General features: G+C 71.5%; 25 protein-coding genes and 1 pseudogene. 9 read left to right on the top strand and 17 right to left on the bottom strand.

Going from position 1 to position 24,108, the window contains the following annotated elements:
* Positions 1-10 precede the first annotated feature (10 nt).
* On the bottom strand, positions 11-784 hold the full coding sequence (locus ACFY6U_RS50115) for a TIGR03943 family putative permease subunit (protein ID WP_390049543.1): 774 nt from the start codon (positions 782-784) through the stop codon (positions 11-13).
* Positions 781-1,824: a permease gene (locus tag ACFY6U_RS50110; protein ID WP_390049541.1), complete on the bottom strand. Its 1,044-nt coding sequence runs from the start codon at positions 1,822-1,824 to the stop codon at positions 781-783. Before ACFY6U_RS50110 ends, ACFY6U_RS50115 begins: the two co-directional genes overlap by 4 nt.
* 171 nt (positions 1,825-1,995) lie before the next feature.
* On the opposite strand from ACFY6U_RS50110, the gene ACFY6U_RS50105 reads away from it, so the two are divergent.
* Complete coding sequence (locus ACFY6U_RS50105; RefSeq protein ID WP_390049621.1) at positions 1,996-3,903, top strand: NAD-binding protein; 1,908 nt, start codon at positions 1,996-1,998, stop codon at positions 3,901-3,903.
* A 258-nt stretch (positions 3,904-4,161) separates the two neighbouring features.
* Here the strand turns inward: ACFY6U_RS50105 and ACFY6U_RS50100 are convergent, their stop codons facing one another.
* Positions 4,162-5,970, bottom strand: a complete 1,809-nt coding sequence (locus tag ACFY6U_RS50100) for a prolyl oligopeptidase family serine peptidase (RefSeq protein WP_390049539.1) — start codon at positions 5,968-5,970, stop codon at positions 4,162-4,164.
* A gap of 126 nt (positions 5,971-6,096) precedes the next feature.
* Here ACFY6U_RS50100 and ACFY6U_RS50095 point away from each other — a divergent pair, with 126 nt between their 5' ends.
* Positions 6,097-6,891 (top strand): SURF1 family protein, encoded by a 795-nt coding sequence (locus ACFY6U_RS50095; RefSeq protein ID WP_351487127.1) that lies wholly within the window; start codon positions 6,097-6,099, stop codon positions 6,889-6,891.
* 22 nt (positions 6,892-6,913) lie between these two features.
* Here ACFY6U_RS50095 and ACFY6U_RS50090 read toward each other — a convergent pair whose 3' ends face one another.
* From ACFY6U_RS50090 to ACFY6U_RS50060, 7 genes are all read right to left on the bottom strand, one after another.
* Positions 6,914-8,182, bottom strand: coding sequence for a hypothetical protein (locus ACFY6U_RS50090; protein WP_390049537.1), 1,269 nt, complete (start codon positions 8,180-8,182; stop codon positions 6,914-6,916).
* Positions 8,179-8,856 (bottom strand): SigE family RNA polymerase sigma factor, encoded by a 678-nt coding sequence (locus ACFY6U_RS50085; RefSeq protein WP_351487123.1) that lies wholly within the window; start codon positions 8,854-8,856, stop codon positions 8,179-8,181. The genes ACFY6U_RS50090 and ACFY6U_RS50085 overlap by 4 nt, the downstream gene beginning before the upstream one ends.
* Before the next feature lie 507 nt (positions 8,857-9,363).
* Positions 9,364-10,443 carry an aspartate-semialdehyde dehydrogenase gene (locus ACFY6U_RS50080; protein WP_351487121.1) on the bottom strand — a complete coding sequence of 360 codons (1,080 nt, stop codon included), beginning with the start codon at positions 10,441-10,443 and terminating at the stop codon, positions 9,364-9,366.
* The gene (locus tag ACFY6U_RS50075; protein WP_294002992.1) at positions 10,440-11,711 is read right to left on the bottom strand and encodes an aspartate kinase; all 1,272 of its coding nucleotides are present in this window, start codon (positions 11,709-11,711) and stop codon (positions 10,440-10,442) included. The genes ACFY6U_RS50080 and ACFY6U_RS50075 overlap by 4 nt, the downstream gene beginning before the upstream one ends.
* A 172-nt stretch (positions 11,712-11,883) precedes the next feature.
* Positions 11,884-12,126 carry a hypothetical protein gene (locus ACFY6U_RS50070; RefSeq protein ID WP_390049536.1) on the bottom strand — a complete coding sequence of 81 codons (243 nt, stop codon included), beginning with the start codon at positions 12,124-12,126 and terminating at the stop codon, positions 11,884-11,886.
* A complete protein-coding gene (locus tag ACFY6U_RS50065; protein WP_390049532.1) occupies positions 12,095-12,397 on the bottom strand; it encodes a hypothetical protein in 303 nt (100 codons plus the stop codon). The genes ACFY6U_RS50070 and ACFY6U_RS50065 overlap by 32 nt, the downstream gene beginning before the upstream one ends.
* A gap of 40 nt (positions 12,398-12,437) precedes the next feature.
* A complete protein-coding gene (locus ACFY6U_RS50060) occupies positions 12,438-12,797 on the bottom strand; it encodes a helix-turn-helix domain-containing protein (RefSeq protein ID WP_390049530.1) in 360 nt (119 codons plus the stop codon).
* Between the two features lie 141 nt (positions 12,798-12,938).
* Here ACFY6U_RS50060 and ACFY6U_RS50055 point away from each other — a divergent pair.
* A pseudogene (locus ACFY6U_RS50055) lies at positions 12,939-13,388 on the top strand (sensor histidine kinase); the annotation flags it as partial.
* Here the strand turns inward: ACFY6U_RS50055 and ACFY6U_RS50050 are convergent.
* Positions 13,354-13,854, bottom strand: a complete 501-nt coding sequence (locus ACFY6U_RS50050) for an SgcJ/EcaC family oxidoreductase (protein ID WP_390049529.1) — start codon at positions 13,852-13,854, stop codon at positions 13,354-13,356. The pseudogene ACFY6U_RS50055 and the gene ACFY6U_RS50050 sit on opposite strands and share 35 nt — an antisense overlap.
* A gap of 77 nt (positions 13,855-13,931) precedes the next feature.
* Complete coding sequence (locus ACFY6U_RS50045; RefSeq protein ID WP_390049527.1) at positions 13,932-14,099, bottom strand: hypothetical protein; 168 nt, start codon at positions 14,097-14,099, stop codon at positions 13,932-13,934.
* Positions 14,100-14,211: 112 nt separating this feature from the next.
* Between ACFY6U_RS50045 and ACFY6U_RS50040 the strand changes: the two genes are divergently transcribed.
* A complete protein-coding gene (locus ACFY6U_RS50040; protein WP_390049525.1) occupies positions 14,212-14,931 on the top strand; it encodes a sulfite exporter TauE/SafE family protein in 720 nt (239 codons plus the stop codon).
* A 267-nt stretch (positions 14,932-15,198) separates the two neighbouring features.
* Here the strand turns inward: ACFY6U_RS50040 and ACFY6U_RS50035 are convergent, their stop codons facing one another.
* Entirely contained in the window at positions 15,199-15,732 is a 534-nt protein-coding gene (locus ACFY6U_RS50035) for a VOC family protein (protein WP_390049523.1), read from the bottom strand.
* 186 nt (positions 15,733-15,918) lie between these two features.
* Here ACFY6U_RS50035 and ACFY6U_RS50030 point away from each other — a divergent pair, with 186 nt between their 5' ends.
* Genes ACFY6U_RS50030 through ACFY6U_RS50020 form a run of 3 tightly spaced genes read left to right on the top strand, consistent with a single transcriptional unit; the run spans position 15,919 to position 18,234 of the window.
* Positions 15,919-16,518 carry a hypothetical protein gene (locus ACFY6U_RS50030; protein WP_390049521.1) on the top strand — a complete coding sequence of 200 codons (600 nt, stop codon included), beginning with the start codon at positions 15,919-15,921 and terminating at the stop codon, positions 16,516-16,518.
* Between the two features lies 1 nt (position 16,519).
* Complete coding sequence (locus ACFY6U_RS50025) at positions 16,520-17,578, top strand: hypothetical protein (protein ID WP_390049520.1); 1,059 nt, start codon at positions 16,520-16,522, stop codon at positions 17,576-17,578.
* Complete coding sequence (locus ACFY6U_RS50020) at positions 17,578-18,234, top strand: response regulator (RefSeq protein ID WP_390049518.1); 657 nt, start codon at positions 17,578-17,580, stop codon at positions 18,232-18,234. Before ACFY6U_RS50025 ends, ACFY6U_RS50020 begins: the two co-directional genes overlap by 1 nt.
* Here the strand turns inward: ACFY6U_RS50020 and ACFY6U_RS50015 are convergent.
* The 3 genes from ACFY6U_RS50015 to ACFY6U_RS50005 all read right to left on the bottom strand — a co-directional run bounded on the left by ACFY6U_RS50015 (position 18,227) and on the right by ACFY6U_RS50005 (position 19,919).
* Entirely contained in the window at positions 18,227-18,889 is a 663-nt protein-coding gene (locus ACFY6U_RS50015; protein ID WP_390049517.1) for a DUF5063 domain-containing protein, read from the bottom strand. The two genes, ACFY6U_RS50020 and ACFY6U_RS50015, sit on opposite strands and share 8 nt — an antisense overlap.
* Positions 18,882-19,481 (bottom strand): recombination mediator RecR, encoded by a 600-nt coding sequence (recR, locus tag ACFY6U_RS50010; RefSeq protein WP_093500254.1) that lies wholly within the window; start codon positions 19,479-19,481, stop codon positions 18,882-18,884. Before recR ends, ACFY6U_RS50015 begins: the two co-directional genes overlap by 8 nt.
* Before the next feature lie 93 nt (positions 19,482-19,574).
* Entirely contained in the window at positions 19,575-19,919 is a 345-nt protein-coding gene (locus tag ACFY6U_RS50005) for a YbaB/EbfC family nucleoid-associated protein (protein WP_351487147.1), read from the bottom strand.
* A 306-nt stretch (positions 19,920-20,225) separates the two neighbouring features.
* On the opposite strand from ACFY6U_RS50005, the gene ACFY6U_RS50000 reads away from it, so the two are divergent.
* Entirely contained in the window at positions 20,226-20,981 is a 756-nt protein-coding gene (locus ACFY6U_RS50000) for an SLATT domain-containing protein (protein WP_390049515.1), read from the top strand.
* A 345-nt stretch (positions 20,982-21,326) separates the two neighbouring features.
* Complete coding sequence (locus ACFY6U_RS49995) at positions 21,327-22,481, top strand: Gfo/Idh/MocA family protein (RefSeq protein WP_390049513.1); 1,155 nt, start codon at positions 21,327-21,329, stop codon at positions 22,479-22,481.
* Positions 22,482-22,500: 19 nt separating this feature from the next.
* Here ACFY6U_RS49995 and ACFY6U_RS49990 read toward each other — a convergent pair whose 3' ends face one another.
* Entirely contained in the window at positions 22,501-24,027 is a 1,527-nt protein-coding gene (locus ACFY6U_RS49990; RefSeq protein WP_390049512.1) for a substrate-binding domain-containing protein, read from the bottom strand.
* Positions 24,028-24,108 lie beyond the last annotated feature (81 nt).

Below are 24,108 nucleotides of genomic sequence, written 5' to 3'. Positions count from 1 at the left end.
GGCCGGGCCGTCAGTTGTTCCAGGTCTCGTCGTACGGGTCGGCCGGGGTCGGGATCGGCTTGGCCTCGGTGACCTGGAGGTACGGGATCGGGCCGTTGTTCACCGGGTCGCGGGTCTCGCGGGCGGTGTAGGTGCCCGTCACCTGGAGCCAGGCGTCCGGCTGGAGGACCGGGGGGATCTTCCCGGTCAGGGCCACCTTCACCGGCTGGGCGTCCGCCGCGCAGCAGTTCAGCGCCATCCGAACGAGATACGGGGTGCCGGCCGAGTCGACGGCCACGAAGCCGGCGATCCGGACCCGGTGGCCGGCCAGCGAACGACCGTGGTCGTAGACGGCGCGCCCCGCGTAGTCGACCAGGTTGAGCGGTATCGGGTCGGACGCGGGCAACTTGTTGTAGCCGTAGGGCTGTTGCAGGGCCGTACCGGTGCGCATCGCGCTGTAGGAGCCGAGTGCGGGCGGCGCGATGAGGATCAGGGCGAGGAGCGGGAGGACCAGCAGCCAGGAGATGCGGGGTTCGCGGTGGACGTGCCCCTCGGACGCGGCCTCCTGCACGGCTTCCCGCGCGGCCTCCCGCGCAACCTCCTGCGCGGCTTCCTTACGGCTGCGGGCGCGCTTCCACTCGTACCAGGCCGTCGCCAGCGCCGAGACGATCAGTACCGCGCCCGCCGCCAGCAGCAGCGGCTGCAGACCCGCCTTGACGTAACGGAGATAGAGGTCGGTCATGCCCGCGTGCAGCAGGGCCGCGCCCACCAGGAACATCACCGCCGCCTGCGCCTGCCGGTTCACAGCAGCACCGCCCCGGTCAGGACCGCGCCCGCGATCGCCGCCGCGAAGGTGGCCGGGGCGAAGCGCAGGGCGAAGCCGCGGCCGAAGGTGCCCGCCTGCATCGCGAAGAGCTTGAGGTCGATCATCGGGCCCACGATCAGGAAGGCCAGCTTCGCGGTGAGCGAGAACTGGGTGAGGGAAGCCGCCACGAACGCGTCCGCCTCCGAGCAGATGGACAGGAGCACGGCCAGGACGGACAGCGCGAGGATCGCGACCACCGGGTTGGCGGCCGCCGTGCGCAGCCACTCCGCCGGGGCCACCGCCTTCAGCGTCGCCGCCGCCATCGCGCCGAGCACCAGGAAGCCGCCCGCCTGCATGGTGTCGTGCCGGACCGAGGACCAGAACGCCTCCCCCTTGGTCTCGCCCTCGTGGTGCGCGTGGGCCGGCAGCCGCAGCCAGTCGGTGCGGCCGAGCCGCTGCCACAGCCAGCCCATCGCGCACGCCACCAGCAGGCTGCCGGCGAACCGGCCCACCACCATCTCGGGGTTGCGCGGGAACGCGACCGCCGTCGCCGTCAGCACGATCGGGTTGATCGCGGGCGCGGAGAGCAGGAAGGCGATGGCCGCGGCCGGGGTGACACCCCGGCGGACCAGGGCGCCGGCCACCGGGACCGACGCGCACTCGCAGCCCGGGAGTACGACACCGGCCAGCCCCGCGACCGGTACCGCGAGGGCGGGATGGCCGGGCAGGGCGCGGGCGAAGAAGGAGGGCGGGACGAAGACCGCGATGGCCGCGGAGAGCAGCACGCCGAGGACGAGGAACGGGAGCGCCTGGACGACCACCGCCACGAACACCGTCATCCAGCTCTGCATCACCGGCTTCGACAGCGCGCCGCGCACCGGGCCCTGGAACACCACGACCAGGAGGAGGAGAAGGGTGAGGGCCAGGGGGGAGTTGAGGTGCCAGCCCTCCCGGTCGGGCGGGGTGCCGGTGCCGTCGGCGCCGGGGGTCCCGTCCTCGGGCACGGCGCCGGGCGGGGCGGCTTTCTCGGTGATGGCCACGGGTCGGATACCTCCGGCACTTCGGTCAGATCCGGGATTATGCTCCCTCTCCCTCCGTACGGGAGGCCGGGGGCGGCTGTTCATCTCGTTGCTGGAACCATGCGTTGCGTTGAGGCAGTCTTTTCCCTCGTGGCGAGCGTTCCGTATCAGGGTGGTGGGGCCCCGGCGTCCATGGTGGTGTGCGGGGACGACGGACTCGCGCACCGGCTGGCCGCCGAGTTGCGCACGGTCTACGGCGAACAGGTCACCCTCGTCGTACCGCCGAACGTGCGCATCGCCCGGCCGCCGGTCGTCGGACGCGCCCGGGCCGCCTCGGCCGCGCTGTTCGACCGGGTGGTCAGTGCGACCGTGGGCCGGACGGGCGGGAACGGCGGCAGCGGCGGTGGCGGTACCGGTGCCGGTGCGGTCTCCGGTGGCGGTGAAGGGCCGCGCGGGGAACGGGTGCTGGAGGCCGACGAGGCCAGTGAGGCGGTGCTCGCCGAGGCGGGGGTGGAGCGGGCCGCCGCGCTCGCGCTCGTGTACGACGACGACGAGACCAACATCCGGGCCGCCCTCACCGCCCGCCGGCTGAATCCGCGGCTGCGGCTGGTGCTGCGGCTGTACAACCGGCGGTTGGGGGCGCACATCGAGGAACTCCTCGACCAGGCGGCCGCGTTGGCGATCGGGGACGCGGACGGCAGCGGAAGCGGCGCGGTGGGGGACGCCTCCACGATCGTGCTGTCCGACGCCGACACCGCCGCGCCGGCGCTCGCCGCCACCGCGCTCGCCGGGCGCGGCAAGGTCATCCATACGGACGGTCTGGTGCTGCGGGCGGTGGATCTGCCGCCGGGTGCCGGTGCGGGGCAGGACGCCGTCGAGCGGGGGCTGTTCCCGCTGGCGCTGCTCTCGCCGAACGGCACCGGGCCCGAACCGGCCGAGGGCGGCCGGGAGGAGCGGGGGCCGCGGCTGCTGCCGGACGACGAGCAGGTACGGGCCGCGGGCGAGCGTGGCGTGATGGTGCTGGAGCACGTGTCGTCGTCGGCGGGGGCGGCGGAGCCGGCCGGGCGCGGGGTGGGGGTCGTACCCCCGCTCGCCTCGCTGTTCTCGCGGCGGCTCAGGTGGTCGCTGTTCGGGAGCGTGGGGTGCGTGGTCGCGCTCGCGGTCGCGTTGTCGGTGGTGACGCACATGCATCCGGTGCGGGCCTTCTACTACACGCTCCTCGACCTGTTCGCCATCGACGACCCCGCGATCGGGGCGCCGGTCGGCCGGCAGATCCTGCAGCTGCTGTCGGGGCTGGTCGGGTTGCTGCTGCTGCCGGTGCTGCTGGCGGCGGTGCTGGAGGCGCTCGGGACCTTCCGCACCGCGTCCGCGCTGCGCAAGCCGCCGCGGGGGCTGGGTGGGCATGTGGTGCTCCTCGGGCTGGGGAAGATCGGCACGCGGGTGCTGACGCGGTTGCGCGAGCTGCACGTGCCCGTGGTGTGCGTCGAGGCCGACCCCGAGGCGCGCGGACTGGCGGTGGCACGGCGGCTCCGGGTGCCGGTGGTGCTCGGGGACGTGACCCAGGAAGGGGTCCTGGAGGCCGCCAAGATCCATCGGGCGCAGGCGCTGCTCGCGGTGACCAGCGCGGACACGACGAACCTGGAGGCCGTGCTGTACGCACGGTCCGTGCGGCCCGATCTGACGGCGGTGCTGCGGCTGTACGACGACGACTTCGCGACCGCCGTGTACCGGACGCTGCGGGCGGCGCATCCGCATGCGATCACCCGGAGCCGGAGTGTCTCGTACCTGGCGGCGCCGTCCTTCGCGGGGGCGATGCTGGGGCGGCAGATCCTCGGGGCGATCCCGGTGGAGCGGAAGGTGCTGCTGGTGGCGGTGGTGGAGGTGGGCGGACATCCGCAGTTGGAGGGGCGGACGGTGGCGGGGGCGTTTCGGGCGGGGGCGTGGCGGGTGCTGGCGCTCGAGGGCCGACAGGGGGTTGCGGCGGGGGAGTACGTGTTGCGGGGTGGGGACCGGGCGGTGGTGGTCGCCACCCGGAGGGGGCTGGCGGAGCTGTCCGGCCGCCGGGTGCCGCCCGCCCACCCACCCGACTCGCTCGGTTGAGAGGTGGGGTGGATGGGCTGGGGTGGAGCACCCACGTGCGGCCGGGCGGGGGCCGAGCGCGCAGTTCCTCCCCCAGCCTTCGGCCGGGGGTACCTCCAGCGCCCCTGACGGGGCGCCTGAGTGCCGCGTGCTCAGCAGTGCCCTGCGCCCCTTACGGGGCGCTTCGGTGCCGCTTGCTCTGCACTCCCCCTTGGCGGAGCGCACGAGTGCGGGCCTCGCTTCTCGATGAACCGAGTCGGGTGGGTGGGCAGACTCCCGTCATTCCGTCGGCGCTGTCGCCGTAGGCGCGAGGTGGCGTTCCGCGAACTCCATTTCCAGGCGGAGTTGTTTGATGCGTTCGTCGACCACCAGGGAGCCGTGGCCCGCGTCGTAGCGGTAGACCTCGTGGATGGCCGAGCGGGCGGCCAGGCGGTTGACGTAGTTGTCGATCTGGCGGATGGGGCAGCGGGGGTCGTTGAGGCCGGCCGAGATGTAGACCGGGGCCTTGACGTCGTCCACGTAGGTGAGGGGGGAGGACGCGGCGAAGCGGTCCGGGACCTCTTCCGGCGTGCCGCCCAGCAGCGTGCGGTCCATCGCCTTCAGGGCCTCCATCTCGTCGTGGTACGCCGTGACGTAGTCGGCGACCGGAACGACCGCGATGCCCACCGCCCAGGAGGCCGGCTGGGTGCCCAGGCCGAGGAGCGTGAGGTAGCCGCCCCAGGAGCCGCCGGTCAGGACGAGACGGTCGGGGTCGGCGAGGCCGGACTCGACCGCCCAGTCCCGGACCGCCGCCACGTCCTCCAGCTCGATCAGGCCCACCCGGTGCTTCAGCGCGTCGGTCCAGGCCCGGCCGTAACCCGTGGAGCCGCGGTAGTTGATGCGGACCACGGCGTACCCGTGGTCGACCCAGGCCGCCGGGCCGGCCGCGAAGCTGTCGCTGTCGTGCCAGGTCGGGCCGCCGTGCAGGTCGAAGACGGTGGGGAGGGGGCCCGTCGCTCCGGCCGGCTTCTGGATCAGGGCGTGGATCAGGCCGCCGGGGCCCTCCACCCAGGCGTCCGAGACCGGAACCGACGGCGGGCACTTCATGCCGGGCGGGTCCAGCACCACCTCGCCGGTCGTCGAGCGGACCACCGGCGGCTCTGCGGCCGACGACCACAGGTACTCGACGGTGCCGTCGGGGCGGGCCGTGGCGCCGGAGACGGAGCCCGGCGGGGTCGGGATGCGGGCCAGCTCGCGCGTGGCCAGGTCGTAGCGGAACAGGTCGCTGCGGGCCTTGTGGCTGTGCGCGATGAGCAGCGCGCCACCGTCCGGGTACCACTCCGCGCTCACGTCGCCCGGCAGGTCGAGGGTCAGGTCCGTCTGCGCGCCGGAGACGACGTCCCAGACCAGGGGCTCCCAGCGGCCCCGCCGCTGGTGGCCGATGAGCAGGCGCGGGTCGCCGTCGACGGGGGCGAAGCCCAGCACCTCCAGGCCCAGTTCCTCCGTGCCGCCGTCGGTGTCGTCGAGCTCGGCGACCGTCGTGCCGTCCGGGCGGACCACGCGCAGCGCCGAGTGCATCGCGTCGCCGTGCTCGGTGTGCTCGATCGCGATCAGCGAGCCGTCGTGGGAGAGGTCGCCGACACCGGCCGACTCCGCGTGCCGGTAGATCTCCAGGGGCTCCTCCCCCACTCTGACCAGGTAGATCGTCGTACCCTCGTCGTCCGTCGAGCGGCCCACGACCGCCGTGCGGCCGTCCCGGCCGAGCGCCAGCCCCGAGGGGTACGACGGCTCCAGGCCCGGCGTCGCCTCCTCGTCCGCACCGCCGCCGAAGGGCTGGCGGCGCCAGACGCCGAACTCGTCGCCGTCCTTGTCGTCGAACCACCAGATCCACGCGCCGTCCGGGGAGAGCAGCCCGTCCGTCGTGCCGTTCGGCCGGTTCGTCGCCTGGCGCTGCTCCCCGCTCGCGCGGTCCCAGGCGTACAGCTCGTACGTCCCCGTCGCGTTCGACACGAACAGGGAACGGTCGGGGGCGTCCTCCGCCCAGTCCGGCAGGGAGACCCGAGGGGCGCGGAAGCGCTTCTCCCAGTCCGGCATGTCGCTCTCACTCATGGCCGCAGTCATGGCCCCATAGTGCCTGCACCCGCCCACAACGCGCTGGCGCGTGTCCGCAGCCTGTGGATAACTTTGCGAGGCCCCGAGTCAGACCCGTACAAGGCGCCCCGTACCGTGGAGGGTGTGTACCGCTTTCTGCTGACACCCCGCTGGTGGGGCATCAACGTCTTCGTGCTGCTCGCCATCCCGTTCTGCATCTTCATGGGGTCGTGGCAGCTGAGCCGCTTCGAGGCGCGGGTCGCCGCGCACCGCAGCGCCGACGAGCAGGTGGAGACGGCGAAGACGGAGGCGGCCCGCCCGCTGGCCGACCTGCTGCCCGTCGACCAGTCGACCTCCGGCAAGCGGGCCACCGTCACCGGCCGGTACGCCAAGCAGCTGCTCGTGCCCGACCGCCAGGTCGACGGCAAGAACGGCTTCTACGTCCTGACCCTGCTGCGCACCGACTCCGGCAAGGCCCTGCCCGTCGTACGCGGCTGGCTGCCCGGCAGGGCGGACGCCGCCAAGGTGCCCGCCGCGCCCACCGGCGAGGTCACCGTGACCGGCGCGCTGCAGGCCTCCGAGACGCCGGGGGACAACGGCGTCAGCAACCAGGGCGGGCTGCCGTCCGGGCAGACGGCGGCGATCAGCGCGGCCTCGCTGGTGAACCTGGTGCCGTACCCGGTGTACGACGCGTGGATCACCCTGGACAAGGCCGACTCGGGGATGACGGCCGTACCGGCGACCGCGCCGGACAACTCGGGGCTCGACCTGAAGGCGTTCCAGAACCTCGGCTACACCGGTGAGTGGTTCGTGTTCGCGGGGTTCGTGGTGTTCATGTGGTTCCGGCTGCTGCGCCGCGAGGTGGAGTTCGCCCGGGACGCGGCGCTCGGCCTGGTCCCGGACCCGGAAGAGGAAGCCCAGCAGCCGACCGCCGTATGACGGCCCCCGCCGGTCCCGCCGGTCACTGGGCCGCCAGGACCCCGGTCCAGTAGACCGTCCCGGCGCACGCGTTCGTCACCGTCGCCGAGCCGGTCGGGGACCCGGCCTGCGGGGTGTAGGAGACCGCGACGCTCCCGTCGGCCGTGCCGCCGTCCTCGGTGAGCAGCTGGGTGGTGGTGCCGTCCGACCCGGAAGTGGTCGTACCGGCGCTGCTGCTGGCGCCCTCGGAGGGGCTCGGGGAAGGCGTGGAACCGCCGGTGGAGCCGGTGGAGCCGGTGCCGGTGGAGCCGCCGGTGCTGGAGCCGCTGGTCGGGCAGGTCTCCGAGGGGACGAACCCGAACTTCTCCTCGTAGGCCGCGCCGGGCGCCAGGACCAGGCCGGTGAGCTCGGTGGTCGGGTCGGGCAGCCCGGCCGCCGCGTCGCCGGAGGTGTGCCGGGCCGTGAGGACCTTGGTGGCGTCGGCCGCGCCCTGCGCGAGGACGCCCACGCTGCCGGGGCCGCCGACGGTACAGCTCGTCGTCGAGACGTTGACGACGCGGAAGGTGCCGTAGACGGCGCCCGTCGAGTCGGGGGCGCCGACGGTGGAGGTCGGGGTGGCGAGCTGTGCCGAGGTGCAGACGGGGGCGCTGCTGGCGGCGCTGGCGGTCGGGACGACCTTGGTGCCGGAGGCGGCTCCGGTGCTCTCGCTCTTGCCGCCGTCCTTCGCGCCGCCGGGGCTCTGGTCGGCGGCCTGGCCGCCGCTGCCGCCCGCGGTGCCGGCACCGCCGTCGGGGTTCTTGCCGCCGGTGGACCCGCCCTGCGCCTCGGAGGCCTGGCCGGCCATGGAGGTGTTGGGGTCGGCGCCGCCGGAGTTGGAGACGTGCACCAGGGCGGGGATCGCGGTGCCGATGAACAGGGCCGCCGCCGCCATGCCGACGGCGGCCTGCCGCTTGCGGGCCCGGCGGGCGGGCACTGCGCGGCGCAGGTGGTCGAGGCTGCCGTCACGCGGCGCGAGGTCGTCGACCGCGGAGTGCAGCAGCCGGCGCAGGGCCAGCTCGTCCGTGTCGAGCCCGTCCAGGGGTTCGGGGCCGTCGGCACCGGCCCCGAAGCCGGCGCCGAGCCCGCTCCGGAGCCCTTCAGGGCCCTCTTCCAGGCCGTCGGGGCCCTTGTCGTCGGGGCCGTGGTTCACAGTTCCGTTCCCAGCGTGCGATTGCGTGTGCTCGTGCTCGTGGTGCTGTTCCGGCATCGGCTCGTGCCAGGCGTAGGGCTCGTGGCGATCATGCGAGTCGCCTCCCTCGGGGCTGTCCGTCATGCCGCCGACTCCATCGCCACCCGTAGTGCCGCGATGCCGCGCGAGCCGTAGGCCTTCACCGAGCCCAGCGAGATGCCGAGCGTCTCGGCGACCTGGGCCTCGGTCATGTCGGCGAAGTAGCGCAGGACGAGGACCTCGCGCTGGCGGCGCTGGAGGCCCTTCATCGCCTTGATCAGGTCGCGCCGCTCCAGCTGGTCGTAGGCGCCTTCCTCGGCGCTGGCCGCGTCCGGCATCGGCTTGGAGAGGAGCTTGAGGCCGAGGATGCGGCGGCGCAGCGCGGAGCGGGAGAGGTTGACGACCGTCTGGCGCAGGTAGGCCAGGGTCTTCTCCGGGTCGCGGACGCGTTTGCGGGCGGAGTGGACGCGGATGAACGCTTCCTGGACGACGTCCTCGCAGGAGGCGGTGTCGTCGAGGAGGAGCGCGGCGAGGCCGAGGAGCGAGCGGTAGTGCGCCCGGTAGGTCTCGGTGAGGTGGTCGACGGTGGTACCGGCCGCCGTCGCCGTCTCCTCCGCGCCGTCGCGCTGGCTGGGTATGCGGGTGGGCCGCGCTGCGGGCATGGGCGCGATCACCGGCATGCCGCCGGGCGCGCCGGGCATGCGGGGGCGCAGGCCGGCGCGGGGCGGCCGCAGGGCCGTCGCGCCGCGGGGCGCGCTGAGTTCGAGTACCTCTGCCACGCAAGTTGGACACGTCTACCCCCGCCGGGGTTGTACGTGCCGGGCATCACTTTTGCGTCGGGTCTGCCGGACGGGCGCGTACCGAGCCCGCCGGACGGGCGCACGTCGGCTCTGCCGGGCGCGCGCTGCGCGGTCGGCACCGTTCTGTGCGCGTCCGGCAGCACACCCGACGGTGCGTCAATTGCCGCCATGCGTCCCGCTCTTCCCTTATGTCCCATTATGAACGGGCGTCCCCACGCCCCGATCACGGCGTCCCCACGCCAGGATCATGCGTCCCCGCGCCCCCAAGGCCCGGTTGCGTAAGCGCCCGGTAAGTGGGCGACCGCAAAGACGCTCCCCGCCGTCCGCATGGTTGCGGAGGACGGGGAGGAAAATCTTCGAACGCGGACCGGCCCCGGTTCAAGAGGTTTGGACCATGCTCCGGGACACATTTCTTACGTGGACCCTACCTGTGGGCCCGCTCCCACTCAGGGCGCATCCGGGGCATTTGCCGTGGTCACCGGGTGTTCACACGAAATCCGCCATACCTGAACGGCCGGTCAGTTCCACCGCCACCAGCTCGGCGATCTGAGCGGTGTTCAGCGCGGCCCCTTTGCGAAGGTTGTCCCCGCACACGAAGAGCTCCAGCGCGGTCGGGTCGTCGAGCGCCCGCCGCACCCGCCCGACCCAGGTCGGGTCGGTGCCCACCACGTCGGCGGGCGTCGGGAACTCCCCGGCGGCCGGGTTGTCGAAGAGGACGACGCCCGGAGCCGTGTCGAGGATCTCCCGGGCCTTGTCGACGGTGACCTCGCCCTGGAAGCGGGCGTGCACCGTCAGGGAGTGCGTGGTGACCACCGGCACCCGCACGCACGTCACCGCGACCGGCAGCTTCGGCAGCCCGAGGATCTTGCGGGACTCGTCCCGCACCTTCATCTCCTCCGACGACCAGCCGTCCTCCCGCAGCGACCCGGCCCACGGTACGACGTTCAGCGCGACCGGCTCCGGGAACGGCCCGGTCAGGTCGCCGACCGCCCGCCGTACGTCACCCGGCTTCGTGCCCAGCTCCGTACCGGCGACCATCGACAGCTGGGCCCGCAGTGTCTCCACGCCGGCCCGCCCGGCCCCGCTCACCGCCTGGTACGACGACACCACCAGCTCGCGCAGCCCGAACTCGGCGTGCAGCGCGCCCAGGGCGACGATCATCGACAGGGTGGTGCAGTTGGGGTTGGCGATGATCCCGCGCGGCCGGTTGCGGGCGCAGTGCGGGTTGACCTCGGGGACGACCAGCGGCACCTCCGGGTCCATCCGGAAGGCGCCGGAGTTGTCCACCACGACGACGCCCTTGGCGGCCGCGACCGGCGCCCAGCGCGCGGACACCTCGTCGGGGACGTCGAACATCGCGACGTCGATGCCGTCGAAGGCCTCCTCCGACAGCGCGACGACCTCGACCTCCTCCCCGCGCACGGTCAGCTTGCGGCCGGCCGAGCGCGCGGAGGCGATCAGGCGGATCTCGCCCCAGACGTCCGCCCGCTGGGACAGGATCTGGAGCATCACCGTGCCGACGGCCCCGGTCGCACCCACGACCGCGAGCGCCGGCTTGGCAGTCATCGGCCGGTGCCTCCGTAGACGACGGCCTCGTCGGTGTCGGAGTCGAGACCGAAGGCGGTGTGCACGGCGCGCACGGCCTCCGGCACGTCGTCGGCCCGGGTGACGACCGAGATGCGGATCTCCGAGGTCGAGATCAGCTCGATGTTGACCCCGGCGTCGCTGAGCGCCTCGAAGAACGACGCCGTGACCCCCGGGTTGGTCTTCATGCCCGCGCCGACCAGCGAGATCTTGCCGATCTGGTCGTCGTAGCGCAGCGAGTCGAAGCCGATGCCGGACCGGTTGCGCTCCAGCGCGTCGATGGCCTTGCGGCCCTCGGTCTTGGGGAGCGTGAAGGAGATGTCCGTCAGGCCGGTGGCGGCGGCGGACACGTTCTGCACGACCATGTCGATGTTGATCTCGGCGTCGGCGATGGTCCGGAAGATGGCGGCGGCCTCGCCCGGCTTGTCGGGCACCCCGACGACCGTGACCTTGGCCTCGGAGGTGTCGTGCGCGACACCGGAGATGATGGCCTGTTCCACCTTCTTGTCCCCAATCGGCTTGCTGCTGACCCACGTGCCCTGCAGTCCGCTGAAGCTGGACCGGACATGGATCGGGATGTTGTATCGGCGCGCGTACTCCACACAGCGGTGGAGCAGCACCTTGGAACCGGAGGCGGCGAGCTCCAGCATGTCCTCGAAGGAGATCCAGTCGATCTTCCGCGCCTTCGTCACCACGCGCGGGTCGGCGGTGAACACACCGTCGACGTCGGTGTAGATCTCGCAGACCTCGGCGTCCAGCGCGGCGGCGAGGGCCACGGCGGTCGTGTCGGACCCGCCGCGCCCCAGCGTGGTGATGTCCTTCTTGTCCTGGCTCACGCCCTGGAACCCGGCGACGATCGCGATGTTGCCCTCGTCCAGCGCCGTCCTGATCCGCCCCGGCGTGACGTCGATGATCCGGGCTTTGTTGTGGACCGAGTCGGTGATGACGCCTGCCTGGCTGCCGGTGAACGACTGGGCCTCGTGGCCCAGGTTTTTGATCGCCATGGCCAGCAGTGCCATGGAGATACGCTCTCCGGCGGTCAGCAGCATGTCGAACTCACGCCCGGCAGGCATCGGCGATACCTGCTCGGCGAGATCGATCAGCTCGTCCGTCGTGTCGCCCATCGCGGAAACGACGACAACCACCTGGTTGCCGTTCTTCTTCGCTTCCACGATTCGCTTGGCGACGCGCTTGATGCCCTCGGCATCGGCAACGGAGGAGCCTCCGTACTTCTGCACGACAAGGCCCACGTGCGCTCCTCGCTCGGTTTGTTGTGTCGGCTCAGTTTAACGAGCGTCCGAATTCCACCAGCCTGCTCCCGCATGGTGAGACCGGCGGGACCCTCGCCGCTCGCGACCGGAACCTGCCCAGCGAACGGCACCCCACGCGGAAAGTGCCCTGGCTCACAGTGACGGCTGTGGATTAAGTTTCAAGAATTGAGGTACGGGACGACGGCGTGCGCGTACTTCTGTTGACATCCTCCCCCTCTGGGAAGAGGGGGATTCCAACCCGGGTGGGTTGTGGTTCACGGGCGCTCGAACAGCTGGTGGCCGCTGTCGCCCCTCCGGCACCGGCCGTCGGCCGGGGGCGTGGAAACCCGCCCTGTCCTGCCGCGACGTTGATGCTTGCGTTCTCATCCGCCTTGCAGGTGAACCCGCAGGACACGCAGACGAAGTCGGCTTGGCTCTTGCGCGACTTCTTCTCGATCCTCCCCCCGACTCGTGTACGGCGCGGGAACGTCCTCGATCCGGCCCAGGGCCTTGTGCTCCGTGCGCCGCCTCAGCAGGCCCCAGCCCTGAGCGAGGATGCCCCGGTTCAGCCCGGCCTTCTGCCTGACCTTCGTGCCGGGCTGTTCGACCGTCCCCTTCGCGGAGCGGGTCATGTTCTTGATGTTCAGCTTCTCGAACCGGATCACGCCGTAGCTGCGGGCGAGCATGGTGCCGGTCTTCTCGCACCAGTCCTTTCGCCGGTTCACCTCACGGGCCTCGAGTCGGCGACCTTCCCGTACGCGGCGGCCTCGCGAAGCCCTCGTGCTCGTGCTTCCTGCGCCAGGTCGGCTCACCGGAGCCGGAGGTGAAGCGGACGTTCTTGGCTGTGGCGAAGTCCTTCAGGGCCTGCTGCTGCACGTCCGCGTTCCCAGCGGCCGGCCACTCGTTGTCACGCCGAGCCTCGGTGAGCTGGCGGCACTGCTCCGCAAAACCGGGCGCGGACCTGCGGCCCGGCTTCCAGTACGCGTGCTGCTCGACGGCCAGGTTCCAGACGTACCGGGCATGCGCACAGTGCAGAAGCATCTGCACCGCCTGCGCGCGCGTCGGATACAACCGGAAACGTGCCATGCGGCGAACCCAGCCACCTTCAGCACCGTGGACGGTGAAGCCGAATCGCCCTGACGGCGATTCGGCTTCCTCTGCCCCGCTCCGCGGGAGCGGGGCATTCACCCCGGTCCTGAAGGACCGGGCACCCTGCCCGAAAACCAGGTGGACGAACGCCTCGCCGTCTGGAGACCGGCCGCCGACGAGCGCGGAGTCCACATCGCGCTCAGGGGGAGTGCCGACGGCCGGCCGTCCGTGCCGGCCAGTCCCGGTCACCTGGACCAGGTGCCGGACAACGTGCTCTCCAACGCCCTGGAGGTCTCCCCGGACGGCGCCACGATCACCGTGCGCGTCGAGGCCGGCGCCGGCGAGGTGACGCTCTCCGTCCTGGACGAGGGCCCCGGCATGACCGACGCGGAGAAGTCCCGCGCCTTCGACCGCTTCTGGCGCGGCCAGGGCCTGACCGGCCGCTCGGGGTCGGGCCCGGGCCTGGGCCCGTCCGTCGTACGCCAGTTGGTGGCGGACGACGGCGGCACGGTGGCTCTGCGGGACGCGCCCGGCGGCGGCCTGTGGGTGGCGGTCACCCTTCGGGCATCGCCGAGGAGTGGTGGTTGACGATCAGCCACGTCCCGCCGCGCTTCTCGTACTCGTAGGTGTAGCGGGCCTCGACGACCCGCTTGGCGCCGGTCTTCGGGTCGGTGAGGGTGAACTCGTAGATCCCGGTGTCGACGGCGGAGTCGGTGTCGAGGACGTTGACGATCGTCTCGACCTTCTTGCCGACGGGCTTGTTCTGCAGGAAGCGCTCGAAGTAGTCGACGATCCCGGCGCGGTCGGTGCGGATCCTGTTGCTGACGGTCGGCAGCAGCACCGCGTCCTTGGCGTACAGGTCGGCGACCTTCTCCGGGTCGCCGGTCCTCAGGGCCGCGTTCCACCTGTCGAACAGGCCGGCGATCTGCTTCTTGCTGGGCTCGTGCGCGGTCCGCGAGCCACCGGCCTGGCTCACCCCCACGCTCACCGTGGCGGCGGTGACGAGGGCGGTGGCGGTGACGACGGCGGCGCGTATGCGGTTCTTTCTGGTCATGACCCAAGACTCGCTTTCCGCTGGTTAACGCCCGTGCAGCCGACGTACAGCGCGGGTGCAGGGCTGAGCCAACTTCCTCAGCTGCGCAGGAGACTGACGCCGGCACCGAGCGACACGACCCCCATCCCGACGGCCGTCAGCACGCCCTGCGTGCCGTCGACGACGAACGGCGCGACGGCGGCGACGGCGAGGTTGAAGAGGAAGAGGAACCACAGGACGGGACGGGAGGAGAGCAGCGGCTTCACGGCGGGATCCTTGTTTCTCGGCTTGGCTGACCTGGCGAGATCAACAATCCCGTCTCCCGGCGGCCGCAACGAGGAAGCGCACCCCCGAACCGCTGGTGTAGGCAGGTACACCATGACGGCGCTGATCCTTCTCTCCGGCATCGTGCTGCTGGGCGCGAGCGTGCAGTGGCTGACCGGCATGGGCTTCGCGCTCGTCGCCGTCCCCGCCCTGATCCTCCTCCTCGGCCCGGCCGAGGGCGTCGCGCTCGCCAACTGCGCGGCGGGCGCGATCAGTGTGGTGGGCCTGGCGGGCGGCTGGCGCCGGGTCCGCCCCGCCGCGATGGTCCCGCTGTGCGCGGCGGCGGCCTGCACGGTCCCGGCGGGCACCTGGCTGACCCGCCAACTCCCCCCGCCCTTCCTCCTCCTGACCATGGGAGCCCTGGTCACCTTGGCCGTGCTCCTCGTGATGCGGGGCGCCCGTCTCCCGGCCCTCGGCGGCCGGGGCGGCGCACTGACGGCCGGCGCGGTGGGCGGCTTCATGAACTCGGCGGCGGGCGTGGGCGGCCCGCCGATCTCCCTCTACGCCCTCAACGCGGGCTGGACGGTACGGGAGTTCGTCCCCAACGCCCAGTTCTACGGCGTCGTCGTCAACGCCTTCTCGGTAACGGCGAACGGGGTGCCGGGGCTGAGCGCGGCACAGTGGACGGCGGTGGGTGGCGCCATGCTGACGGGCGGCCTGACAGGCCGCGCGGTGGCCGACCGCACCCCCGAACACCACGCCCGCCGCCTGGTCCTCCTCCTGGCCCTGACGGGCGGGGTCACCGCGGTGGCGAAGGGGGTGTGGACGCTGTGACCCGCGCGCCGACGAGACTCAGTCCACGAACTCCTCGAGGGGCTCGGTGTCGAGGGCGATGTCCACCGGTTCCGGAAGCTCCACGGCCGCTCCGAACGGCAGCCTCTCCTGGGAGGTGGACGGGGATACACGAGGTAGGCGACTCCAACTCGTTCACAGGTCTGCTCGGTTGGGTCGGTTCAAACCACCCCGGACACCCATGGGAAGAGCTCGAAGCCCGGGGCTCGGGCCCCGGGACGAACTGCGGCTGACGGTCAGAACCAAGGATCAGCCGGTCGACTTCACGGGCGGGCTGCTGCGCCCCCGGCCGCGGCCGCTGAGTTCGACGTCGAGGGTCTCCTGGGCCACGCGCATGGCATCGGCGTACACCGGCTCCTGGAGCCGGGTCCACATCTCGTCCTCGGGGACGTCCGCGACGTGGGCGACCACCCACCAGATGTTGCCGAAGGGGTCCTTGACACGTCCTCCGCGCTGACCGAAGGCGTTGTCGGCCAGGGGGGTGACGACCGTCGCCCCGGCCGCTAGGGCACGCGTGAACGAGTCGTCGGCGGCGGCGACGAACACCCGGAGCAGGCTCGGCATGGCGGGCCAGTCCGCGCGCCGGTCGAAGGCCAGGACGACGGTGTCGCCGACCCTGATCTCGGCGTGCCCGATCAGACCGTCCTCGGTCTGTACGCGCCCCAGTTCCGCACCCCCGAACGCCTGGCTGACGAAGTCCAGGAACGCCCCGGTGTCGTCGGTGACGACCCAGGGCGCGACTGTGGTGTACCCCTCCGGTGAAGCGCTGGCCTGCTCGGTCACTGCGGTCCCCTCGCTGGTGTCGGTGCCATCGACGACCGTAGGCAAGACTTAGGACCGCCCCTGTCCTATATGACTGTTGTGGCCTCAACTCATCAGCAGAGCGGCGAAGTTGCTCTACGCTGATGGGTCCCGCACGCGCATGAACTCGGGGGACGAGCTTTGATCGTGCAGTGGTGTGTGAAGGGGATGGCGCTCCCCGGCGACGACGTCGCCAGAAAAGTGATCGACGACAGGTTCGGGATCGCCTGCCGCTGGTGGCAGCGGATCGACCCCCTGCCGCACGGTGACGTCGCCTCGAAACTGACCGCGCAGAACCTCAATCTGCATGTGAACCATTTCGAGAGCCCCGATCCGGCCACGGGGCTGCCGTTCTGCGAGGAGACCCCGTTCATCTCCCTCTCGTGCGGGACGGTGGAGCGGGACACGGCGGCGAAGACCAACTTCGTGCACACCGCCCGGCACACGGCCCTGTGGTTCGGCACCCGCTTCGGCCAGGAGCCGGTCGCCTATCTCTACTTCTGCTGGGTCATCCTGGCCCCCCGCTCCGCGGTGGCCGTACAGGGCGTCGCCGAAGAGGTCCGGGACCTGAACACCTACCGCAGATACTCTGCGTACCAGGTCGAGGGCGAGGTGGCCGCGAAGATCCTCGTGCCCGCGAACCAGATCAGCCGGTGCGAGCGATGGGAGTGGAACCGCGAGAGCAAGACGATCCGGCAGACGTGGACTCACTCCAACCCCCATTTCGTGCGGCCCGAAGCGCTGAGCAACGTCAGGGAGATGCTCTGAGATGACCTCTCGCTCACTGGGCCTCCTGGGGCTCCGCGCCGAGCAGGCGGGGACCGCCGCGGACTTCCACGAGGCATACGGGCGCCTCGTGGAACCCGACCAGGAGAACGCCGACTTCAAGGCCCTCGTCGAGGCCGCGTCGGCGTACCGCCTCGCGGGCCAGTGGCGGTGGCTGGTCGAACAGGACGCCGGAGTCGAACTGCTGCTCCACGCCGCCTCACTGTTCACCCGGGCCGGACTCACCTACGGCGCCTACCTCAGCGCCTCGCTGGCACCTGTCAGCCATGGCGACCAGCTCGATTCCTGGGTGGAACGGCTCCTGCGCACCGCCGGGCAGCGACACCGCGAGAGCGAACCACTCGTCGAGCTCGGGCTTGAGGACCACCGGCCGGACGACATCCTCGGACATGTCCAGCAGCAGGCCTATCTGCTCCTGGCCTGCGCCCTGCTCACCACGCCCGGGAGCCCGCAGGCGACAGAGCTCAGGTCCTTCGCGACCGAGTCACCGCACCGGGACGGCGTCGTTCCCATGGGGTCGATGGCCATGCCGGTGCGGACCTTCTGGGGACTGGCGGTGGACATGCTCTCTCCCGAGGACAGCGAGGCCGCCCGACGGTACGCCGACACGCTCGCCGAACTGTCCCGCGCCTATGCCAGGACGGTCGGCCTCGCCATGGCCAACACCCTGACCTGGTCCAACGGCGCGGCCCCGATCGACGTGGCGGACCTGGACGTGATCGGCACGACGGCGATGGGCACACGGCACTTCGGCCGGCGCCGGATGCGAGTCCTGCTGGCCACCGCAGAACTGCCCGACCTCGCCCTGGTGCCGCTGGACCTCGGCCTGGAGGTGGTGGACGTACCGGACCCACCTGACCCAGATCCGTCTGGTCTACGTCGAGACCGACTGGAAGTGGATGATCTCGCCCCGGACGGTCTCGACCCGGACCTCACCTGGGGCCGTCGCAACTGGGGCCATCTCGACCCGGATCGAACGGAGCTGGGCGACCCGGACGACGGATTGGACCCGGACGGCTCGGACGGGGGGCTGGATCTGTGATGAAGGACGCGACGGAACTGATCAGGGCGCTGACCGGGCTGGCCTGGCCGCTGTTCGCCGCCTGGGTGGTGTGGAAGCTGCTTCCGGAGATCCGGGGCATCGTCAGGCACCGGGCCTTCAGCATCAAGGTCGGCAACAACGAACTGACGGTTCAGGAGTTCACGAACCAGGTCGTCGAGACCACCGCGGAGCTCCAGCAGCAACTCACAGTCCGGACGGATCAGAGCCGGCTCCGGCAGGAGCCGTCGCCACCGCCGCAACGCGTCCTGCACAGGGTTCTGTGGGTCGATGACAACCCCTCCAACAACGCCTACCAGACCGCCCAGTTACAGGCGATAGGCGTGGAGGTCGTACAAGCCGAGTCCACGGACGAGGGCCTGCGGGCCCTGCGGAGGGCCTCGCGGCCCTTCGACGCCGTGATCTCCGACATGGGCCGCGCCGAGGCCGGCGGGTTCGACCCCGAAGCCGGGCTCACGCTGATCCGGAAGATCCGCGAGACCGATGCCACGACCCCGGTGTTCATCTACGGCGGCAGCGGCGCGACGGCCCGCCGGGAGCAGGTGGCCGCCGCCCGGGGCAACGGCGTAACGCAGTCCCCGAGCGAGCTGTTCGACCTGCTGGGGCGGGTGGGCCGGTTCCCGAGGACGGCTACTTGACCGGCCGCATCCCCACCGGCCCGCCGATCTCCTGCTGCATGACCTGGCCCGCCTCGAACTCCAGGGTCTCGTCGCCCATGGTGGCCTGGTCGGTGTCGAGGCCGTCCAGTTCTTCGAGGGGCTGGTTGAGGCGGACGTGGATGAGGACGGACTGGAGGGCGCGGAGGACGGCGGAGGCGGTGGGGCCCCAGTTGGAGAAGTAGGAGAACTGCCACCACCACAGTGCCTCCGTGGTGCGGCCCGCGCGGTAGTGGGCCATGCCGTGGCGGAGGTCGGTGATGATGTCGGCCAGGTCGTCCGAGATCCGGGCCGGGACGGGCGCCTTGCGGGGCTCGTACGGGTCGAAGACCTCGGAGTAGACGTCGATGGGGTCGAGGAGGCGTCCGAAGTTCTCGCGGAGCTGGTCGACGTCCGGCTCCGGGCCCAGGTCCGGCTCGTAACGCTCGTCGGGGACGATGTCCTCGTGCGCGCCGAGGCGGCCGCCGGCCAGCAGCAGCTGGGAGACCTCCAGGAGGAGGAAGGGGACCGCCGAGTCCGGCTCGTCGCCCTTCGACACCTCCGTGACGGCCACCAGGAAACTCTCCACCTGGTCGGCGATCTGGACCGCGAAGTCGTCGGGGTTCTGCGCGGTCGCGTGCAGCGTGGCGTCAGACATCTAGGAGTCGTCTCCCCTCGAAGGCGCGGCCGAGCGTGACCTCGTCCGCGTATTCCAGGTCGCCACCCACCGGGAGGCCGCTGGCCAGGCGGGTGACCTTCAGGCCCATGGGTTTGATCATGCGGGCGAGGTAGGTGGCAGTCGCCTCGCCCTCCAGGTTCGGGTCCGTGGCGAGGATCAGCTCAGTGACCGTGCCGTCCGCGAGGCGGGCGAGCAGCTCCCTTATGCGGAGGTCGTCGGGGCCGACGCCCTCGATCGGGCTGATCGCGCCGCCGAGGACGTGGTAACGGCCGCGGAACTCACGCGTGCGCTCGATCGCGACGACGTCCTTCGGCTCCTCCACGACACAGATCACCGTCGGGTCGCGGCGGGTGTCGCGGCAGATGTTGCACAGTTCCTCCTGTGCCACGTTGCCGCAGGTCGCGCAGAAGCGGACCTTCGCCTTCACCTCCAGGAGAGCCTGCGCGAGACGCCGTACGTCCGTCGGCTCCGCCTGCAGGATGTGGAAGGCGATCCGCTGCGCGCTCTTCGGACCGACGCCGGGCAGCCGCCCCAGCTCGTCGATGAGGTCCTGGACCACGCCTTCGTACAACGGACTGCCCTTCCTGGAGTCTTTCGGTACGTACGGTAGTTGGCTGCCGCCTGTCCTAGGAAGGCGGTGCGGGTGTCGTGCGGGCGACGAACATCAGAACGGCAGGCCGGGGATGCCGCTGCCGCCGCCCAGACCCTGCGCCAGCGGGCCGAGCTTCTGCTGCTGGAGCGCCTGGGCGTTCTCGTTGGCCGCCTGCACTGCCGCGACGATCAGGTCGGCGAGGGTCTCGGTGTCCTCCGGGTCCACCGCCTTCGGATCGATCTTCAGCGCGCGCAGCTCGCCGGAACCGGTCACGGTGGCCCGCACCAGGCCGCCGCCCGCCTGTCCCTCGACCTCCGTGCCCGCCAGTTCCTCCTGGGCCCGTGCCAGGTCCTGCTGCATCTTCTGGGCCTGCTGGAGCAGCTGCTGCATGTTGGGCTGGCCACCACCGGGGATCACGATCAGCTCCTGGGTCGGGTCCGGATTTTCTCTGTTGTGCATGAGCCTACGTGGTTGACGCAGCCATCGCCCCGCCACTCTTTCGAGTGAGATTCCCGGCCGCCCTATACCTGATCAAGACCCCCTTCCGGGCGGAAAAGAGACGAAAGCACAGCCTTCGCCACCCATTGGGCGGTAGGAAGGGTTCCCGTCGTCAGCATCCATTGTCAGGTCCAGTGCCGGGGTCAGTGTCAGGCCCGACGTCAGTCCGATGTCAGGTCCGATGTCACGGAACGTGACCGGTCGGGATCAGTAAGGGAGTGCCGGGTGGGTCAGCCGGAGATGCAGCCCGAGGGGCCGCCTCAGGACGGGCGGGGCGGCGAGGGCGCGGCCGGACTGCGGCCGGGTGATCTGACCGGGCGGGCGTTCCCGCTCGGGGACTGGGGCGAGCCGGCCGAGCGGCTCGACGAGCTGTACCGGTGGGTGGAGCGCGGGGCGCTGGAGACGGCCGGGTGGTATCTGGCGGACCGGGTCTGGAAGCGGCGGGGGGCGAGGGCGCTGCGGTGCGGGGCGGCCGTGGGGGCGGTGCTGGGGGCCGCGCTGCCGCTCCTCGACCTCACCGGGGTGGTGGGCGGGGTCGCGCCCTGGGGATATCTCGCGCTGCTGCTGGCGGTGTCCTGCGTCGGCATCGACCGGTTCTTCGGGGTGACGTCCGGCTGGATAAGGGACATGGCGACCGCGCAGGCCGTGCAGCGGCGGCTGCAGGTGCTGCAGTTCGACTGGGCGTCGGAGAGCGTGCGGGAGGTGCTGGGGCCGGCCGAGGGTACGGCGAGCGAGGCGGCCGAGCGGTGCCTGGGGGTGCTGCGGAGGTTCTCCGAGGACGTGACCGAGCTGGTCCGTACGGAGACGGCCGACTGGATGGTGGAGTTCCGGACGGGGCCGGCGCCGCTGGGCATGCAGGCGACGGTGACGGCGGGGCCGCGGGCGGATGCGGGGCATCTGAACGGACGGTTCCCGCTACCGCCGGGGCCGAACGGGACTCGCCCGAACATGCCGAGGCAGCGGCCGCCGGAACCTCGGTGAGAGGGGTGCGCGCCGTCGGTTCGGTGCGGCGCCGCGGGGGTGTTCGCGCAGTTCCTCCCCCCAGCCTTCGGCCGGGGACCCCCAGCGCCCCTGGAAGGTGGGTGCATCGCACCATGGTTCAGTGCCGCGCCGTGGGGGCTGGTCGCGCAGTTGCCCGCGCCCCTGACGGGGCGCTGTAGCGGGCGGGGCCGCGGAGGCGCCCCTGAGGGGCGCGGGGAACTGCGCGGGCAACCACGACGGCGGTGCACACGGCCTTGTCCAGACGCCCGAATGTCTTGACATCTTTGGAAGCGGCGCCCCATCGTGAGCACGCAGGCTCTGGACGGTCCAAGGAGGGGCAGCCCCATGGTGCGTACGCTCGGCGTCGCCGTCGTCGGATTCGGGTGGATGGGGCGGGTGCACTCGCAGGCCTACCAGCGGGTGGGGCACCACTTCCCGCAGCTGGGCGTGCGGCCCGAGCTCGTGGCCGTTGCCGAGGAGGTGCCGGGGCGGGCGGAGGAGGCCGCCGCGCAGTTCGGGTTCACGTCCACCGCCCGGGACTGGCGCGAGGTCGCCGCAGACCCGCGGGTGCACGCCGTCAGCATCACCGCACCGAACTTCCTGCACCGCGAGATCGGCGTCGCCATGGCGGAGGCCGGCAAGCACATCTGGATCGAGAAGCCGGTCGGGCTGACCGCCGAGGACGCCCGCGCGGTGGCGGAGGCGGTGGCCAAGGCCGGGGTGCGCGGGACGGTCGGCTTCAACTACCGCAACGCGCCCGCCGTCGCCCACGCCCGTGAGCTGATCGCCTCCGGTGAGCTGGGAACCGTGACACACGTCCGCGTCCGGCTCTTCAGCGACTACGCGGCCCACCCGGACGGCGCCCTGACCTGGCGGTACGAGCGGGCCCGGGGCGGCGGCGGGGTGCTGGGCGACCTCGCCTCGCACGGCGTCGACCTGGCCCGCTTCCTGCTCGGCGACATCGAGTCGCTCGCCGCCGACACGGCGGTGTTCATCCCGGAGCGCGCCCGGCCCACCGGCGCCACCGCCGGCCACACCCTCGCCACCGGCGGCGAACTCGGCCCGGTCGAGAACGAGGACTACGTCAACTGCCTGCTGCGCTTCGCCTCGGGCGCCCGCGGTGTCCTGGAGGCCTGCCGGGTCTCGGTCGGCGAGCAGAACAACTACGGCTTCGAGGTGCACGGCACCAAGGGCGCCGTCTTCTGGGACTACCGGCGGATGGGCGAGCTGGGCGTCAGCCTCGGCACCTCCTACCAGGACCAGCCCGTCTCCACCGTCTTCGTCGGCCCCGGCCACGGCGAGTACGGCGCCTTCCAGCCCGGCGCCGCCAACGCCATGGGTTACGACGACCTCAAGGTGATCGAGGCCCGCAACTTCCTGCGGTCCGTCGCCGAGGGCACCTCCTACGGCCCGACCCTGGAGGACGCCGTGCACAGCGCGACGGCCCTGGACGCGATGAGCCGCTCGGCCGCACAGGGGAGCTGGGTGAGCCTCGGCTGACCGGGGCGGGCGGCGGGCGTCACGCGCAGAGTTTCATGCCCACCGGCGTGTAGCAGGCCACGTGCCCGTACGAGCGGATCACGTCCTGGCCGTTGCCCTTCTCGACGTACGACAGGAAGCTCGACGCCAGCGAGGTGGCGGCCGGCTGACCGTAGGTGTACGCGTACTCGATCTCGCGGTACGGGTACGGGCTGACGCCGCGCTCGATCGCGTCCACCGACGGGGCCTCGGCGTCCAGCGAGAGGATGTGCAGACCCTTCGCGCCCTCCGCCCTGTTCAGCTCGGCGTAGCCGACCGCGCCCTTCAGCTGGGCCACCTCCGACAGCACCTGGTCGGTGGAGTCCAGCTCGCAGCGGATCACCTTCGCCGTCGGGTCGTCCTTGTGCAGGCAGTCCACGGAGGAGTTGGCGATCTCGCCGCGCTTCAGGACCCGCCGTTGGAACACCTGCCGGGTACCGGAGTTGGCGTCCCGGCTGACCAGCACCACCGGCAGGTCGGGGCCGCCCAGCTGCTTCCAGTCGGTGATCTCGCCCCGGTACAGCCGTCGCACGTCGGACGTGGTGAGGTTGCGCAGCGGCACGTCGTCGTTCACGACGAGCGCGAAGACCACCAGGGCGACCCGGTTCTCCTTCAACTGGGGCATGTCGGTGGGCTTGGGACCGTCGGAGAGGGCCAGGACCGGCGGGGAGCCGTTCTTCGCGTCCTTCCCGGCGCCGTCCAGCTCCCTGATCCCGGCGGTCGAGCCGTGCGCGTCCACCGCGATCGACGCGCCCTCGCACTGCTTCTCGTACTTCTTCGCCGCGTCCTGCATCACCGGGGCGAAGGCGGTCGAGCCGATGACCCGCAGCGAGCCCTTCGCGCAGCCGATCGGCGGCGGGGTGTCGTCACGGGCCACGACGATCGTGGCGAGGGTGAGGACACTGAGCGTCAGCATGATGGTGATCAGCCGGGAGGCGCGGCTGAACAGGGGCGTGGCGTCGTCCGGGGTGGCGCTGCGGTTGGGGTGCACCTCGCCGTCGTGGAGACCGCCGACGATCCTGATCTCCCGGCCGACGTCACCGCCGGAGAGCAGCACGAGCAGCTTGAAGTGCTCGCCGTGGTTGAGCGGGACCCGCGGGATGCGCAGGGTGTTGCCCGAGTAGCCGAAGCCGCGGTCCGGCGTGAAGTGCGGCATGAGGTGGTCGCTGTCGGTCGGCTGGGTGACCGAGACGCCGCGGATGATGCGGTCGGTGAAGACCGCGGTGAGACCGTGCAGCTCGGGACTGGTGTAGTCGTCGCGCCCGATGCCCTGGGAGCCGTCGTTCTCGATGCGCAGCAGGACCAGGGTGGCGTCGGTCATGTCCGGGGCCTCGTCGAAGAGGCCCAGGCGTCTGCCGATACGGCCCGAACGGACGTCGTCGCCGATCGGGTTGTCCATCTGCACCCGGTAGCCGATGCGCTTACGGCGCGGGACCCGGCGCTCGTACCAGAAGATGCCCGCAGACGCGACGATGCCGAGCACCGCGGTCCCCACGGCGACGATGTTCTCCGCGCTCAGCCACTCCATGTGGGTGCCCCCGCCACTCCCCGGAGTCGGATGGTGGGGTCACCGTAAGGGGCCGGATGCGGCCGCGAAGGGACATATCGG

The organism is Streptomyces sp. NPDC013157, assembly GCF_042899865.1.
Classification (GTDB): Bacteria; Actinomycetota; Actinomycetes; order Streptomycetales; family Streptomycetaceae; genus Streptomyces.
The sequence above is the reverse complement of the archived record's forward strand: the minus strand, read 5'-3'. Positions and strand labels throughout refer to the sequence as shown.

Excerpts from the sequence above, each read along its gene's own strand:
- ACFY6U_RS50105 (WP_390049621.1), top strand. The coding sequence starts at position 1,996 with ATGGTGGTGTGCGGGGACGACGGACTCGCGCACCGGCTGGCCGCCGAG.
- ACFY6U_RS50100 (WP_390049539.1), bottom strand. The coding sequence starts at position 5,970 with ATGAGTGAGAGCGACATGCCGGACTGGGAGAAGCGCTTCCGCGCCCCT.
- ACFY6U_RS50090 (WP_390049537.1), bottom strand. The coding sequence starts at position 8,182 with ATGACGGACAGCCCCGAGGGAGGCGACTCGCATGATCGCCACGAGCCC.
- ACFY6U_RS50080 (WP_351487121.1), bottom strand. The coding sequence starts at position 10,443 with ATGACTGCCAAGCCGGCGCTCGCGGTCGTGGGTGCGACCGGGGCCGTC.
- ACFY6U_RS50065 (WP_390049532.1), bottom strand. The coding sequence starts at position 12,397 with ATGCTCGCCCGCAGCTACGGCGTGATCCGGTTCGAGAAGCTGAACATC.
- ACFY6U_RS50060 (WP_390049530.1), bottom strand. The coding sequence starts at position 12,797 with ATGGCACGTTTCCGGTTGTATCCGACGCGCGCGCAGGCGGTGCAGATG.
- ACFY6U_RS50050 (WP_390049529.1), bottom strand. The coding sequence starts at position 13,854 with ATGACCAGAAAGAACCGCATACGCGCCGCCGTCGTCACCGCCACCGCC.
- ACFY6U_RS50040 (WP_390049525.1), top strand. The coding sequence starts at position 14,212 with ATGACGGCGCTGATCCTTCTCTCCGGCATCGTGCTGCTGGGCGCGAGC.
- ACFY6U_RS50030 (WP_390049521.1), top strand. The coding sequence starts at position 15,919 with ATGGCGCTCCCCGGCGACGACGTCGCCAGAAAAGTGATCGACGACAGG.
- ACFY6U_RS50025 (WP_390049520.1), top strand. The coding sequence starts at position 16,520 with ATGACCTCTCGCTCACTGGGCCTCCTGGGGCTCCGCGCCGAGCAGGCG.
- ACFY6U_RS50020 (WP_390049518.1), top strand. The coding sequence starts at position 17,578 with ATGAAGGACGCGACGGAACTGATCAGGGCGCTGACCGGGCTGGCCTGG.
- ACFY6U_RS50015 (WP_390049517.1), bottom strand. The coding sequence starts at position 18,889 with ATGTCTGACGCCACGCTGCACGCGACCGCGCAGAACCCCGACGACTTC.
- ACFY6U_RS49995 (WP_390049513.1), top strand. The coding sequence starts at position 21,327 with ATGGTGCGTACGCTCGGCGTCGCCGTCGTCGGATTCGGGTGGATGGGG.
- ACFY6U_RS49990 (WP_390049512.1), bottom strand. The coding sequence starts at position 24,027 with ATGGAGTGGCTGAGCGCGGAGAACATCGTCGCCGTGGGGACCGCGGTG.